The 14,060-nt window shown below is 62.1% G+C and carries 14 protein-coding genes; 6 read left to right on the top strand and 8 right to left on the bottom strand.

Annotation, left to right across the window (positions count from 1 at the left end):
- The first annotated feature begins 51 nt into the window (after positions 1-51).
- The 3 genes from Q1B16_RS14690 to prpE all read left to right on the top strand — a co-directional run bounded on the left by Q1B16_RS14690 (position 52) and on the right by prpE (position 3,140).
- Positions 52-459: an OB-fold nucleic acid binding domain-containing protein gene (locus tag Q1B16_RS14690; RefSeq protein ID WP_299790201.1), complete on the top strand. Its 408-nt coding sequence runs from the start codon at positions 52-54 to the stop codon at positions 457-459.
- Between the two features lie 42 nt (positions 460-501).
- Positions 502-1,017, top strand: a complete 516-nt coding sequence (locus Q1B16_RS14685; protein WP_299790198.1) for a peptidoglycan-binding domain-containing protein — start codon at positions 502-504, stop codon at positions 1,015-1,017.
- Positions 1,018-1,247: 230 nt separating this feature from the next.
- Complete coding sequence (gene prpE / locus Q1B16_RS14680; RefSeq protein ID WP_299790195.1) at positions 1,248-3,140, top strand: propionate-CoA ligase PrpE; 1,893 nt, start codon at positions 1,248-1,250, stop codon at positions 3,138-3,140.
- Positions 3,141-3,297: 157 nt separating this feature from the next.
- Here the strand turns inward: prpE and Q1B16_RS14675 are convergent, their stop codons facing one another.
- From Q1B16_RS14675 to Q1B16_RS14655, 5 genes are all read right to left on the bottom strand, one after another.
- Positions 3,298-4,716 carry a DegQ family serine endoprotease gene (locus Q1B16_RS14675; protein WP_299790842.1) on the bottom strand — a complete coding sequence of 473 codons (1,419 nt, stop codon included), beginning with the start codon at positions 4,714-4,716 and terminating at the stop codon, positions 3,298-3,300.
- Between the two features lie 203 nt (positions 4,717-4,919).
- Complete coding sequence (locus tag Q1B16_RS14670; RefSeq protein WP_299790192.1) at positions 4,920-5,108, bottom strand: DUF2065 domain-containing protein; 189 nt, start codon at positions 5,106-5,108, stop codon at positions 4,920-4,922.
- Complete coding sequence (locus Q1B16_RS14665; RefSeq protein WP_299790189.1) at positions 5,108-6,139, bottom strand: protease modulator HflC; 1,032 nt, start codon at positions 6,137-6,139, stop codon at positions 5,108-5,110. The genes Q1B16_RS14670 and Q1B16_RS14665 overlap by 1 nt, the downstream gene beginning before the upstream one ends.
- Positions 6,139-7,314, bottom strand: coding sequence for an FtsH protease activity modulator HflK (gene hflK, locus Q1B16_RS14660; RefSeq protein ID WP_299790186.1), 1,176 nt, complete (start codon positions 7,312-7,314; stop codon positions 6,139-6,141). The genes Q1B16_RS14665 and hflK overlap by 1 nt, the downstream gene beginning before the upstream one ends.
- 71 nt (positions 7,315-7,385) lie before the next feature.
- Positions 7,386-8,828, bottom strand: coding sequence for an FAD-dependent oxidoreductase (locus Q1B16_RS14655; protein WP_299790183.1), 1,443 nt, complete (start codon positions 8,826-8,828; stop codon positions 7,386-7,388).
- 72 nt (positions 8,829-8,900) lie between these two features.
- Here Q1B16_RS14655 and Q1B16_RS14650 point away from each other — a divergent pair, with 72 nt between their 5' ends.
- Complete coding sequence (locus Q1B16_RS14650; protein ID WP_299790180.1) at positions 8,901-9,362, top strand: GNAT family N-acetyltransferase; 462 nt, start codon at positions 8,901-8,903, stop codon at positions 9,360-9,362.
- Positions 9,363-9,371: 9 nt separating this feature from the next.
- On the opposite strand, the gene rpiA is transcribed toward Q1B16_RS14650, so the two are convergent.
- Together rpiA and Q1B16_RS14640 are read right to left on the bottom strand one after the other, a co-directional pair.
- A complete protein-coding gene (gene rpiA, locus Q1B16_RS14645; RefSeq protein ID WP_299790177.1) occupies positions 9,372-10,154 on the bottom strand; it encodes a ribose-5-phosphate isomerase RpiA in 783 nt (260 codons plus the stop codon).
- A gap of 220 nt (positions 10,155-10,374) precedes the next feature.
- Complete coding sequence (locus Q1B16_RS14640) at positions 10,375-10,587, bottom strand: hypothetical protein (protein ID WP_299790174.1); 213 nt, start codon at positions 10,585-10,587, stop codon at positions 10,375-10,377.
- 326 nt (positions 10,588-10,913) lie between these two features.
- Between Q1B16_RS14640 and Q1B16_RS14635 the strand changes: the two genes are divergently transcribed.
- Together Q1B16_RS14635 and Q1B16_RS14630 are read left to right on the top strand one after the other, a co-directional pair.
- Positions 10,914-12,287 carry an L-serine ammonia-lyase gene (locus Q1B16_RS14635; protein ID WP_299790169.1) on the top strand — a complete coding sequence of 458 codons (1,374 nt, stop codon included), beginning with the start codon at positions 10,914-10,916 and terminating at the stop codon, positions 12,285-12,287.
- 100 nt (positions 12,288-12,387) lie between these two features.
- Positions 12,388-13,332: a DMT family transporter gene (locus Q1B16_RS14630; RefSeq protein WP_299790166.1), complete on the top strand. Its 945-nt coding sequence runs from the start codon at positions 12,388-12,390 to the stop codon at positions 13,330-13,332.
- Here the strand turns inward: Q1B16_RS14630 and Q1B16_RS14625 are convergent.
- Positions 13,256-13,939 (bottom strand): thiamine diphosphokinase, encoded by a 684-nt coding sequence (locus Q1B16_RS14625; protein WP_299790164.1) that lies wholly within the window; start codon positions 13,937-13,939, stop codon positions 13,256-13,258. The two genes, Q1B16_RS14630 and Q1B16_RS14625, sit on opposite strands and share 77 nt — an antisense overlap.
- Positions 13,940-14,060 lie beyond the last annotated feature (121 nt).

The raw sequence follows: 14,060 nt of genomic DNA, 5'->3' as shown, positions 1-14,060 counted from the left end.
GCTTTGGGCTTGGGGCTTGCGCGTCTTGGCAAATGTTCTATTTTTGTTCCCATGCGTGTTGTACCCCCCAGCCCTACCCGTCCCGACTGGCCCCGGCCACCGTCTTGCCTGCGGGCCGACCAACTGCGCCTGCCGCCCGACAATGCGCGGATCGCGGTGGCGGGGCTCGTGATCCTGCGGCAGCGTCCGGGAACGGCGAAGGGTGTGATCTTCCTCACGCTCGAGGACGAAACCGGCGTGGTGAACGTCATCGTCTGGCGCAAGCTTTACGAACGCTACCGACGCGCGGTGATCGCAGGGCGGATGCTGCGCGTCACCGGGCGGCTGCAAAGCGAAGGCGACGTGATCCACGTCATCGCCGAAGTGATCGAGGATATCTCGCCACTTCTGGATCAGCTTCTGGCCCCCACGCCCAAGCAACGCCCAGAGGCGCTTTCGCCAGGCGGGCAAACAGGTTAAACTACGCCAGAGCAGAAACAGGCAAACAGGCGCACCCTCTCAGTGACCCCTCTCCCGTCAGTGATCCGGGCTCTGTCTGCCGTGGCCTTGGCCGCAGTGACGGGATGCGCCGACCTTGCGGATGATGAGGCGGATGCACTGGCCGCACCTGTGCCGGATTTCGCCTCTGCCCAGATCGCGCCGCCCCCCGGGGTCAGCCCGGATGGATGCTGGGTTCGCGACGTGGCACCTGCCGAGATCGAAACGATCACCCGCCAGATCGAAGTGGCCCCCAAGCGGTTCCGCACAGAAACGGTGCAGGTCATCAAGCGCGAACGGCAGGAAGTGATCTTCGAAACCCCCTGCCCCGACGCGCTCACGCCAGACCTGATCGCGACGTTGCAACGCGCGCTTGACGCGCGGGGACTCTATCGCGGGCCGATCACCGGGGTGATGGATGTCCCCACCCGCCTTGCCGTGCGGCGCTACCAGAACCCCCGTGGCCTGCCCAGCGGGTTGTTGTCGATCCAGTCGGCCCGCAGCCTCGGCCTTCTGGCGACCCCACGCGATCAGCTGTGACCGGCGACTCGGTGCCGCGGAAAACTTTGCACACCTGGGTTTGCAGTTTTGCAAAATCGACCATTCGGAAAATCAACTCTGCATAATGGGCGCGAGTTTGCAAAAGTTTGCAATTTGGTAGCGCCCAAACTGCAAAGTTTTTGCGGCCTTCTGCCGCGCGGTTGATCCAGAGACTTGCCGCAGCGTCGCCTGCGCCGTACGCCATGGGCAACATACGAGAGGAGATCGGGATGGGCTACCAAGAGGTGTATCAGAGCTGGAAATCCGACCCCGAGGGGTTCTGGATGCAGCAGGCCGAGGCCATCGACTGGGATCGCAAGCCCAGCAAGGCGCTCTTCGATAAGGGCAACGACCTTTACGAATGGTTCGCCGATGGTCTGACCAACACCTGCTGGAACGCCGTGGACCGCCATGTCGAGGCCGGGCGCGGTGGACAGGTGGCGATCATCCATGACAGCCCGATCACCGGCACGCTGCACAAGATCACCTATTCGGAACTGCGCAACCGCGTCGCGCGGCTTGCCGGGGCCCTGCGCGCCAAGGGGATCGAAAAAGGCGACCGCGTCATCATCTACATGCCGATGGTGCCCGAGGCGCTCGAGGCGATGTTGGCCTGCGCCCGGCTCGGCGCGATCCATTCGGTCGTGTTCGGCGGGTTTGCCGCCAACGAACTCGCCGTGCGCATCGACGACGCGAAGCCCAAGGCGATCATTGCTGCCTCCTGCGGGCTCGAGCCGGGGCGCGTGGTGCATTACAAACCGCTTCTGGACGGCGCGATTGACCTTGCCACGCACAAGCCCGATTTCTGCGTCATCTTCCAGCGCGAGCAGGAAGTCGCGCGTCTGGAAGACGGACGCGATGTCGACTGGCACGGCTTCCAGTACGGGGTCGAACCCGCCGAGTGCGTGCCTGTGGAAGGCAACCACCCCGCCTATGTGCTTTATACCTCCGGCACCACGGGCGCGCCCAAGGGCGTGATCCGCCACACCGGCGGGCATCTGGTGGCGCTGAACTGGACGATGAAGAACATCTACAATGTCGATCCGGGCGACGTGTTCTGGGCGGCGTCGGATGTCGGCTGGGTCGTCGGCCACAGCTATATCTGCTACGCGCCGCTCATCCACGGCAACACCACAATCGTGTTCGAGGGCAAACCGGTGGGCACACCTGATGCAGGCACCTTTTGGCGGGTGATCTCCGAGCACAAGGTGCGCAGCTTCTTCACCGCACCAACGGCGTTCCGGGCGGTCAAGCGGGACGATCCCAAGGGCGAGTTCGTCAAGAAATACGATATCTCCTGCCTCAACGCGATCTACCTCGCCGGGGAACGCGCGGATCCCGATACGATCGAATGGGCGCAGAAGGTCACGGGCAAGCCGATCTACGACCACTGGTGGCAGACCGAAACCGGCTGGACCATCGCTGGCATGCCCGCCGGGATCGAGGCGCTGCCCGTCAAAATCGGCTCTCCGTCAGTGCCGATGCCGGGTTACGATGTGCGAATCCTCGATGAGGCTGGTCATCCGATGAAACCGGGCGAGCTTGGCGCGATTGCGGTCAAGCTGCCCCTGCCCCCCGGTACCCTGCCGACGCTCTGGAATGCCGAGGACCGTTTCCGCAAATCCTACCTGTCGCATTTCCCAGGTTATTACGAGACCGGCGACGCGGGCATGATCGACGAGGACGGATACCTCTATATCATGGCGCGCACCGATGACGTGATCAACGTCGCGGGCCACCGCCTGTCCACCGGCGGCATGGAGGAGGTGCTGGCGGCCCACCCGGACGTGGCCGAATGCGCCGTGATCGGTGTGACGGACGAGCTGAAGGGACAATTGCCGATGGGGTTCGTCTGCCTGACCACGGGAGTGAACCGGCCGCACGAAGAGGTCACGAAGGAATGTGTGAAGCTGGTGCGCGACAAGATCGGCCCGGTCGCAGCCTTCAAGCTTTGCGCCGTGGTGGACCGTCTGCCGAAGACCCGGTCTGGAAAGATCCTGCGGGCGACAATGGTGAAGATCGCCGACAGCGAAGACTTCAAGATGCCCGCCACGATCGACGATCCGGCGATCCTCGACGAGATCAAGGTGGCGTTGCAAGGGTTGGGTTACGCGAAAGGCTGATGGCAGCCGCGCGGATGCGTTGACGCATCCGGTTTTTCCGTTAACGGAAAAATCGCGCCTCCGAAGGCACTTTCGGCCAAACAAAACCAAGACCGCATCGGTCATGCAAAAAGGGCGCCCATAAGGACGCCCTTTTTCAATGTCATGAAAGCGGTGATTACTGATCTTCAGCGATCGTCAAAGCCACGAAACGGGGATCGCCACCGCGACGCACCAAGAGAAGGATCGACTTGCGACCGGCATCCCGTGCCTCGGCGATACGGTCTTCCAGATCGCTGAGCGCCAAGACCTGTGCCTGACCCGCTTCGGTGATCACGTCACCGGCGCGCAGGCCCTTCTCAAAGGCCTCGGAGGTCTCGTCGACATCCATGACGGCCAAACCCTTGGCGCTTTCCGGCAGTTCGAGCTGCTCGCGGATTTCGCCAGTCAGCGGGCTGAGCGTCAGCCCCATGAGGTCCATTGACTGCGGTGTCTCTTCCTCGTCCGGGCCGGGCTGCGATGCCGGTACGGCGGTTTCCGCGTCCTCGCGACGACCGAGCGTCACCAGAAGCGTCTGGGTGGCGCCATCGCGGTTGATGACCACCCGCACAGCCTTGCCGACTTCGGTGTTGCCGACCTGGCGGACGAGGCCACGTGTGTCCTCAACCTCGCGACCGTCGAAGTTTACGATCACGTCGCCTGCTTCGATGCCGGCCTCTTTGGCCGGACCTTCCGGCACATTGGACACCAGCGCACCACGTGCTTCTTCAAGACCCAGCGCCTCGGCGACGTCGTCGGTCACATCCTGAATGGACACACCGAGCCAGCCGCGGCGGGTTTCGCCAAATTCCTGAAGCTGGTCGACCACGCGGGTCACGACGTTGGAGGCCATCGAGAAACCGATGCCGATGGATCCACCGTTGGGCGACAGGATCGCCGTGTTTACGCCGATGACTTCACCATCCATGTTGAAAAGCGGGCCGCCCGAGTTGCCCCGGTTGATCGCCGCGTCGGTCTGGATGTAATCGTCATAGGTGCCGCTCAGCGCGCGATTGCGGGCCGACACGATCCCGGCGGAGACCGAAAAGCCCTGGCCCAGCGGGTTGCCCATCGCCATGACCCAATCTCCCACACGGGCGGTATCACTGTCGCCGAAGCTGACGAATTTCAACGGCGTTTCGCTTTCCACCTTGAGAAGCGCGATGTCGGTGTTGGGGTCGGTGCCGACGATTTCGGCCGGCAGTTCGAAGCCTTCGAAGAATTCGATGAGGATCTCATCGGCTCCTTCGATGACGTGGTTGTTGGTCACGATGAACCCGTCTTCGGAAATCACAAAACCGGAGCCGAGCGCGGAGGAGCGCCGGGGACGGTCGCCCTGACCGTTACGGTCCTGAAATTCACGAAAGAAATCTTCGAATGGCGAGCCTTCGGGCACGATGCCCTGCGGGCCGGTGCGGCCGGCCACCGTGGTCGAGGTGGTGATGTTCACAACCGCCGGGCTGACTTGTTCCGCAAGGTTCGCAAAGCTTTCCTGCGATTGGGCCACCAGCGATTGGGCGAGAATGAGGATCATCGAAAGCGAGGTCAGCCAGAACATGCGAAATGGCGTGCTCCGGTCCCGTTCGATCGTTTTTGCCTGTGAGGTCAAGGGAAACTCCTTCGTCTTGGGTGTGGGTGCATCGCCCGACACCTGTCTGTCATGGCCACAATGTAGGTGCGCGGACGCAACACGCAAACAGGAAAACATCGGCTCAAGCGGATGTGACTTGAACGTGACGTGACCCTTGGGAACCGCCGGTCTCAAAATGCCTGCAATATCCAGAGCATGGCGATACCAACCGCGATGGCAGAGCCGCCGATGAGCCGACGAAAATCCAGCGGCATCATACGCATGGCTTCAAGCATGCGCTCCACAAGCGAAGGGGCCAGCGCATAGGCCAGCCCCTCGATAATGAGAACAAGCGCAATCCCTTGGATCACGGTGTCCATCAGTTTGTCGCGTCCTCAGTGGGTGCCTGCTCTTCGAGCTGTTGCTCCAGACGTTCCCGCTCGGCTTCGGGCAGGTTGGGCGAGATGGTCGCTTCGGGCGCCATTTCCCGAAGGCTTTCGATATCGAACTCCTGCACCTCGATCTGTCCCAGACCGTCGGCGCGGATCGCTCCGAACATCTGGCCGAGGAATTCGCTGTCGGGCGAGAACACAAGGGTCGAATTGTCCTTGTTCAGCGACCGCTCCATCGCCGCGAGCGAGCGATAGAAGGCGAAGAATTCAGGGTTGTTGCCGTAAGCTTCGGCATAAATCCGGTTCCGTTCCGCATCCGCCTCACCACGGGTGATGTCGGCTTCACGTTCTGCGTTCGACACGGTCTCGACCACGGTCCGGTCCGCGGCCGCACGCACACGCTGCGCCGCTTCGTTACCACGGGCGATCTCGTCCGCGGCTTCCCGTTCCCGTTCGGCCCGCATCCGCGCGAATGTCGCGGCGAGGTTCTGTTCGGGAAGGTTGGTTTGTTTCAGTCGAACGTCCACGATCTCGAGCCCGAGCCCCGCCGCGCTGGTACGCGCCTGGTCCCGAATACGCAGGGCCAGATCGCGCCGCTGTGGCGAGAGGATGGTGTCCGATGTCACTTGATCGGCACCCAGAACCTCCCGGATCTGCGCGTTCAGAACCGAGGACAGACGGTCTTCGGCGACCCGCGTGCCGCCGATGCCGACGGCCTGACGGAACTGAACCACATCGGCGATCCGGTAACGCGTGAAGGCGTCGACGACCAGACGACGGTCATCCGACGGTGTGACCTCGATGGTTTCGGTATCGAGCGACAGGATCCGACCATCGTACCGGACGACTTCCTGAATGATCGGGAGCTTGAAGTTGAGACCAGGCTCTTCGACCACCTGCTTGATCTGACCGAATTGCAGCACAAGCGCCTTTTCACGTTCGTCAACGATAAAGATCGAAGACAGCACACCGACGAAGGCCAGAACGCCGATCGGCAAAAGGAAAGCGGATTTACGCATCAGTTCGACCCTCCCGTGGTGGACTGGCCGGAGCGGCGCAGTTCGTTGATCGGCAGATAGGGCAAGACGCCCTGTCCAGCGGCGCCACCGGCCTCGTCGAGCAGGATCTTGTCCATGTCGCCCAAGGTCCGCTCCACCGTTTCAAGATAAAGACGACGCTGCGTGACTTCGGGCGCTTCGTTGAATTCCTGAGCCACGGCGATGAAGCGGCTTGCCTCACCGATGGCTTCGTTGACGACGCGGGCGCGGTAGCCTTCAGCCTCTTCGAGGATCTGCGCGGCGGAACCACGGGCCTCGGCGAGAACACGGTTTGCATATGCGTCGGCCTGACGCTGCAAGCGGTCCCGTTCCTGTTCAGCCGCCTGAACTTCGCGGAAGGCGTCGATCACTTCGCTGGGCGGGTCGGCGGTGTCGAGGTTGACACGCACGATGGTGATGCCGCTCTCATACTCGTCCAGGGTCGCCTGAATGTTCTCACGTGCGGTGTCCGCGATCAGACCACGATCCCGGTTGAGGATCGGCGCCAAATTCGTCGCCGCGATGATTTCGCGCATCACCGCTTCAGACACGGCCTGAACCGTGACCTGAGGATCGCGCAGGTTAAACAGCAGTTTCGCCGGGTCGTTGATGTTCCAGACCACCTGGAAGTCGATATCCACGATGTTGGCGTCTGTCGTCAGCATGAGGCCATCGCCCCCGGCCCCGCGACCGCCACCGATATTTTCCGTCCGTTCCGACGTCACGTTGACCACCTCGGCAGTCACGAAAGGCCACGGTGCGAAGTTCAGACCGGGATTGCCGGTGGAATAGTATTCACCAAGGAACAGCTCGACCGATTGTTCTTCGGGGCGCACGGTATAAAAGCTCGTGAATGCCCAAAGGCCCACGGCAAGCAACGCCGCGATTCCAACGGTTCCGCGGGTCAGCTTGAAGCCGTCACCGCCACCGCCGCCGCCGGACCCGTTGGTCCCGCCATTGCCGCCGCGGCCACCCATCAGAACGCGCAGGCGCTCCTGGCCTTTTTTCATCAGCTCATCGATCTCGGGTATCTGCGGCTGGTTGCCGTCGCCGGGGCGACGCCCTCCGCCATTGTTGCCGCCGCGCGGGCGATCGTCGCCACGGTCACCACCGTTGTTGCCGCCGCCGCCCCACGGGCCGCCACTGTTACCTGCCATCTGGTCTTTTCCCCTCTCGGAACATTCGGTCCTTCATCTCACACTCATACCTGTGGGCAAAGCTCGGAAATTCAAGCCGTCCTCACTGGTTTGCGCATGGTCACAATCTCTTCGGCCATCGTCGGGTGAACCGCAACCGTGCGGTCGAAGTCCTCTTTCGTGGCCCCCATCTTGATCGCGATGCCCGCCATCTGGATCATCTCGCCCGCCTGAGGCGCGACGATGTGACAGCCCAGAACCTTGCCGCTTTCCTGGCTGACGATCAGTTTCATGAGCACGCGGCCCGGTTTGTCGGCGAAGGCAGACTGCATCGGTCGGAACGAGGTGCAATAAATATCGACCGGTTCCTTGTCGCGGGCCTCTTCCTCGGTCATGCCAACGGTGCCCAGTTCAGGCTGGGTGAACACGGCCGACGGGATCAATTCATGATCCACCGGTGTGGGTTTGCCAAGAAAAACCGTTTCGACGAAAGCCATGCCCTCTCGGATCGCCACGGGCGTCAGGTTCACTCGGTCGGTGACATCACCGATAGCGTAGATCGACGGCACCTTGGTCTGGCTGTATTCATCCACCTCGATCGCACCGCCACGTGCCAGTGTGACCCCAACCTCCTCGAGACCCATGTCATCGGTGTTCGGACGACGACCAGTGGCGAAGAGCACCTTGTCGAACACCTTGACGTGACCATTGGTCGACTTGACCTTGAGCGGCCCGTCCTGCGGCCCGTCCTTGGCGGGCATGGCGTATTGCATCGCCTCCACGGGCGCATCCAAACCGTTCTCGTCCTCGCCTTCGCGATGACACTCCATTTCGACGATGTTGGTCCCGGTGTGCAGATCGACCCCAAGTTCGCGCATCGACTCCGCGATCAGGCCGCGCGCCTCTTCATCGAAGCCGCGCAGGATCTGCGCACCACGGTAATATTGCGTCACCTCCACTCCGAGGCCCGAAAGAATACAGGCAAACTCGCAGGCGATGTAACCGCCGCCGATGATCAGGATGGATTTCGGCAGCGTTTCGAGATTGAAAATATCGTCGGACACGATGCCGAGATGCGCGTTCGGCATGTCCGGGCGCACCGGACGCCCGCCCGTGGCCACGAGGATATGCTTGGCCGTAAAGGTCTCACCGGTGGACAACTCCACCGAATGCGGGTCTTTCAGCCGGGCACGGGCGTCATAGGTCGTCACGCCGGATCCGGCCAGCAGCTTGCGATACACTCCTTCGAGCCGGTTCAACTCGTTTTGCAGGTGCCCGGAAAAGGTGGTCCAGTCGAACCCGTCATTCTTCAAGTCCCACCCGTAATGCGTCGCCTCCTCGGCCATCCCGGCATAGCCGCTGGCGAAGACCATGAGCTTTTTCGGCACGCAGCCCCGGATCACGCAGGTTCCGCCGTAACGATCCTCTTCGGCCAGCGCGACCTTGGCACCCGCCTCACCCGCAGCGACCCGCGCGGCACGGACACCGCCGGACCCTCCACCAATGACAAAAAGATCGTAGTCGAATTCGCTCATGCCGGGTTCCTTCTGATTGCGCGCAAAGATATTTCATAAGGAGGCGCAGAACGCCAGAGAGGGATGCCGCGCATGACCGCCGATCCGCACGATTCGATCCGTCCGGCCGAATCCGGTGATCTGGCGGCGATCCGATCCTGCGCGCGGGAGGCATATCTTGGATACATCCCCGCAATCGGACGCGCACCCGCGCCGATGGTTGCCGATTTCGCGTCGCAGATCGCGCGGGGCTGGGTCTGGGTGGCCCCCACCCGTACCCGCATCGCCGGGTACATCGTGTTCTACCCTCGCGCCGACGATATGTTTTTGGAGAACGTCGCCGTGCATCCCGAATTCCAAGGCCAACGCACCGGTCCGAAACTGAACGGTTTTTTCGAAGACCAAGCGCGGGATACAGGGTTCGATACTGTCCGCCTTTATACCAATGCCGCGATGGCGGCGAACCTCAGCCTGTATCCCCGCCTTGGCTACGTTCAGACCGATCGCCGGATCGAAGACGGGTTTGACCGGGTCTATTTCGAAAAGCGACTATGACCCTGCGCGTCAGATGTCGGAAAAAAGGTTGTCGGTCTCCACGAGATTGATGTGATCCTCGCTGACCGTGCCTTCGTTGATGTCGCGCGTCTCAACGCGACCGTCACCGTAGCCGATGATGACCTTGTCGCACAGATCGACGAACAGTCCGTTCTCAACGACGCCCGGCATCTGATTGAGCGCCATCGCCAATTGGCGGGCATTGCCGATCCGGCTGAGATGCAGGTCGAGGATGTGGTTGCCCTCATCGGTGCGGAACGGCTGATCGCCGTTCATCCGCAGCGTGATCCGCCGGCCCATGACATCCGCCGACACGAGGAGTTCCTCCACCAGCATCTGGGTCGTGGTCCAACCGAACGGAATCACCTCGATCGGAAGAGGGAACGCACCCAGCGTGCCGACTTCCTTGGCCGCGTCCGCGATGATCACCACCTCTTCGCTGGCCGCCGCGACGATCTTCTCGTGCAGCAACGCGCCGCCTCCGCCCTTGATGAGGTTCAGGTTGGCGTTGAACTCATCGGCACCGTCGATCGTGATGCTGAGCGTGCCGGCCTCGTTCAACGTGATGACCTCGATCCCAACATCCCGGGCCAGTTGCGCCGTGCGGGCCGATGTCGGCACGCCCTTGATGCGGAGACCCTCGTCACGCACCCGATCGCCAAGGTGCCGCACCAGCCAGGCAGCGGTCGATCCAGTGCCCAGGCCGACGCGCATGCCATCCTCGACCATGTCAGCCGCACGCTTCGCGGCGACGAACTTGGCTTTGTCGATGGGCGACAATTCTCCGGTCATGGCAAGGCTCCTTGGCAGTCTTGCCGTCTTATAGGATGTCGCGCAACGAGGGGCGAGACCGAATTCGAGTCTGCTCGCCTTTCCCCGCTTGATGGCTCGTCAAACATCGAACCGGTCTAGGATCATGTTCAATCAGGTCGCCGTCGGAAATGATGCCGATATCTCTATGCGGCCCGGCGCCATCCGCCTGCCCTGCTGCATGTCACACGCCAAGCAAGGATCAGCCGCCTTTGGCTGTCCTCCGCTGCGATCCGGGCTGCACAAGTCCTTTTTCCTCAGGCAACAGGACCGGCGGAGAAAGAACAGTCACCTCGACCGTCGGCGCCTTGGGGACGATGACCGTTCCAGCCTGTGCCGACCTGGGCATGAACGCCCACGCGAGTATCGCCGCCGCTGCGACCAGCCATGCGAGCCAATTTAACCGATCCACCATGAAACCACTCCTTCTGAGTTGATGTTCGGGCATCCTGCGCGACAAAGGGTAAAGGCCTCGTAAAGTGGATCGCTTTTTCGTCTCAACCCGCCGCTTTCGCCACCTGTGACGGTCCTGAGCCGGGTTACATCAGCGTCATGGCACTCGGTTCCCCGCATCCTGTCTTCAATCTAACGCCAATGATGGCCCAACGAAGAACGCGCCGCCCTTGCCCACCCGGTCGCGGCTTGCGACAGTGGCATCGAACCGATGGCAAAGGCCCACACCAAGGCACCGAGGCCCGCCTAACATCCTGCATCGTCACCTAGAGGGAGCGCGCGTCACCCATGTTTTTGTCCGTCTTCGACATGTTCAAGGTCGGCATCGGCCCGTCTTCGTCGCACACGATGGGCCCGATGGTCGCCGCCGCGCGCTTTCTCGACCGCCTGCGCACAGCCCCGTTCAGCGCGGCGGGTGTCAGGGCATCGCTACACGGCTCGCTGGCCTTCACCGGGGTGGGCCACGCCACGGACCGCGCGACGATCCTCGGTCTGGCGGGGTTTGTCCCCGAGAGCTACGACCGGGACAAGGCCGATGCGGCCCTTGCCCGGATCAAAGAGAGCAAGACAGTGACACCCGATGGCTTGCCCACCTTGCGCTTTGACCCCGAAACCGACCTGACCTTCGATTTCGGGCCCAGCCTGCCCGGCCACGCCAACGGCATGATCCTGAGCGCGACCGACGCGCAGGGCGACGTGATCCTGCAAGAGACTTACTACTCCATCGGCGGCGGGTTCGTGATGACGCAGGCCGAGTTGGACGCCGGCAAGGACACCGACGATGGCGCACCGGTGCCCTACCCGTTCAAATCCGCGGCAGAAATGCTCGATATGGCCAAAGCGGCCAAGCTGAGCATCGCCGAAATGAAGCGCGCCAATGAGCTGTCGCGCCGGTCGGTCACCGATCTCGACGCCGGGATCCAGCGGCTTTGGGAGGTGATGAACGACTGCATCGACCGGGGCCTTGAAAACGACGGCATCCTCCCCGGCGGGTTGAACGTGAAACGTCGCGCGCGGGGCATCCACCAGAAACTGCTGGCCGAACGGGGCATGAACCTCAGCGCGCCACACACGATCAACGACTGGATGAGCGTCTACGCCATGGCGGTGAACGAAGAAAACGCCGCTGGTGGCCAGGTCGTGACCGCGCCGACGAACGGCGCCGCCGGTGTGGTGCCCGCGACCATCCGCTACTACCTCGATCATGTGCCGGGGGCATCGACCAAGCGTATACCGGAGTTCCTTCTGACCGCCGCCGCCATCGGTGGATTGGTGAAGTTCAACGCCTCGATCAGCGGGGCAGAAGCTGGCTGTCAGGCCGAAGTGGGCAGCGCCAGCGCGATGGCCGCCTCCGGCCTCTGCGCCGTTCTGGGCGGCAGCCCCGAGCAGATCGAGAACGCCGCCGAAATCGCGCTGGAGCATCACCTCGGCATGACCTGCGATCCGGTCAAAGGGCTGGTGCAGGTGCCCTGTATCGAACGCAACGGGTTGGGCGCGATCAAGGCGGTGTCGGCAGCCAGCCTCGCGCTGCGCGGGGACGGCACCCATTTTGTGCCGCTTGATTCGGCCATCGAAACCATGCGCCAGACCGGCGCGGACATGCATGAGAAGTACAAGGAAACGTCGCTGGGCGGGTTGGCAGTCAACATTCCGAACTGCTAAATACACGTCGGATCAAGCCATAACCGGGCCAATTTTACGCGCGCTATAGTTGCAAAAAGAGAGCGTTGACACCTCGATACAACCAAGAGTAGCGTTCCGTATGACTCAGGATCGTCCCACAATCGGTATCGCCCTCATGCTCGGCTTTTGCGTCGTGGCTCCGGTGGGTGACGCGATTGCCAAGATCCTGTCGGACAAGGTTGCGCTCGGTCAGCTTTTGTTGCTGCGGTTCGGTGTTCAGGCATTGGTTCTGATCCCGATCATCGCGATGACGGGGCGCATCTGGCGCATGAACCGGCGCATCTTCGGCTTCACGCTGCTGCGAACGATCATGCACATCCTCGGCATCGGGATGATGGTCTCGGCGCTTTATTACCTGCCACTTGCGGACGCCATCGCCATTGCCTTCGTCATGCCCTTCATCATGCTCCTGCTCGGGCATTATGTTCTCGGGGAAGAGGTCGGGATGCGCCGGATGATCGCCTGCGCCGTCGGCTTTGCCGGAACGTTGCTGGTGATCCAGCCATCGTTCCAGCAGGTCGGCTGGCCCGCGCTGCTGCCCTTGGGCGTTGCGGTCAATTTCGCGCTGTTCATGCTGGTGACGCGCAAGATTGCCAAGGAAACCGACCCGATCGGGTTGCAGGCCGTGTCCGGTGTCATGGCGGTGGCGCTCATGTTGCCTCTGATCGTCCTTATCCCATCAACCGCTGTTCCGATGCTCTCGTGGGATACGGCGCTGCCGGGCACCACCTGGACGCTTCTTTTGACGATCGGACTGCTTGGCACGTTGGCGCATCTGCTGATGACGTGGTCGCTGCGCTATGCACCTTCGGCCACCGTGGCACCGATGCAATACCTCGAGATCCCGATCGCGACGATCATCGGCTTCGCGGTGTTCGGAGACCTGCCCAACGCGATGGCGTCAGTCGGCATCGCCATCGTGATCGCCTCGGGCCTCTACATCGTCTTCAGAGAGCAGGCCATGAGCCGTCAGCTTGTGTCAGTGCCCGTTGCAACACCCCGCGCTGCGACACCGGCAGAATAATCAGCATCCCCGCCCCCTGCATCGACAGCGTCACCGGCCCGTCAGCCCGGTTGGACGTGCCGGTCCGCGTGGCCGGTGAAAACTTCAGGCCGTCGATGGGCCAGTGCAGCCCCGACGACATCCCCATCACCTCGCGCAAAGGATAAAGCGACACTCGTGTCCCGGAGGCCAGCTGCAAATCGATCTGCGGCGGAAGATGCGCCACGACATCCGTTTCCCCGACAAGAACAATCGCGCGGTCCGGATACCGTGCCAGAACCGTCATCGCAGAAAGAAGGTGATCCACCAGACCGCCGAGAAACCCGATCCCGACGATCACCGGCGCCGCGATGGACCGGACCGCCTTGTCGAAATCCGTGCTGTCCTGCTCTGCGATGTGATGCACCGCACCGGGCGGCATCGCAGCGCGGGTGTCGTCTGACACCGAATCCAGATCACCGATCAGAGCGTCCGGTATCCGCCCGACCGACCGCAGCCAGTCCGCACCACTGTCCGCCGCAATCGCGATCCCGATCTCATCCAATAGCTGCAAAAGCTGACGATTGTCGCCACCGGCGCCACCGACAAGCAAAACTGGTTCGTCAGAGAAAACAATTGCGTGATTCATGGCCGATTAATGGCGAAACGCGAAACAGATCACAATCAGGTCATGAAATGATACCGTGCTAGGCACAGATTCGATGCGCTTTGGTCTTGGTAACCATGTTACTCAGACCATCGCAGAATTT

The sequence above is a fragment of the uncultured Marivita sp. genome, from assembly GCF_947488135.1.
Taxonomy (GTDB): domain Bacteria; phylum Pseudomonadota; class Alphaproteobacteria; order Rhodobacterales; family Rhodobacteraceae; genus Marivita.
Note: the sequence above shows the minus strand (reverse complement) of the source record. Positions and strands in the feature narration are given on the sequence as shown.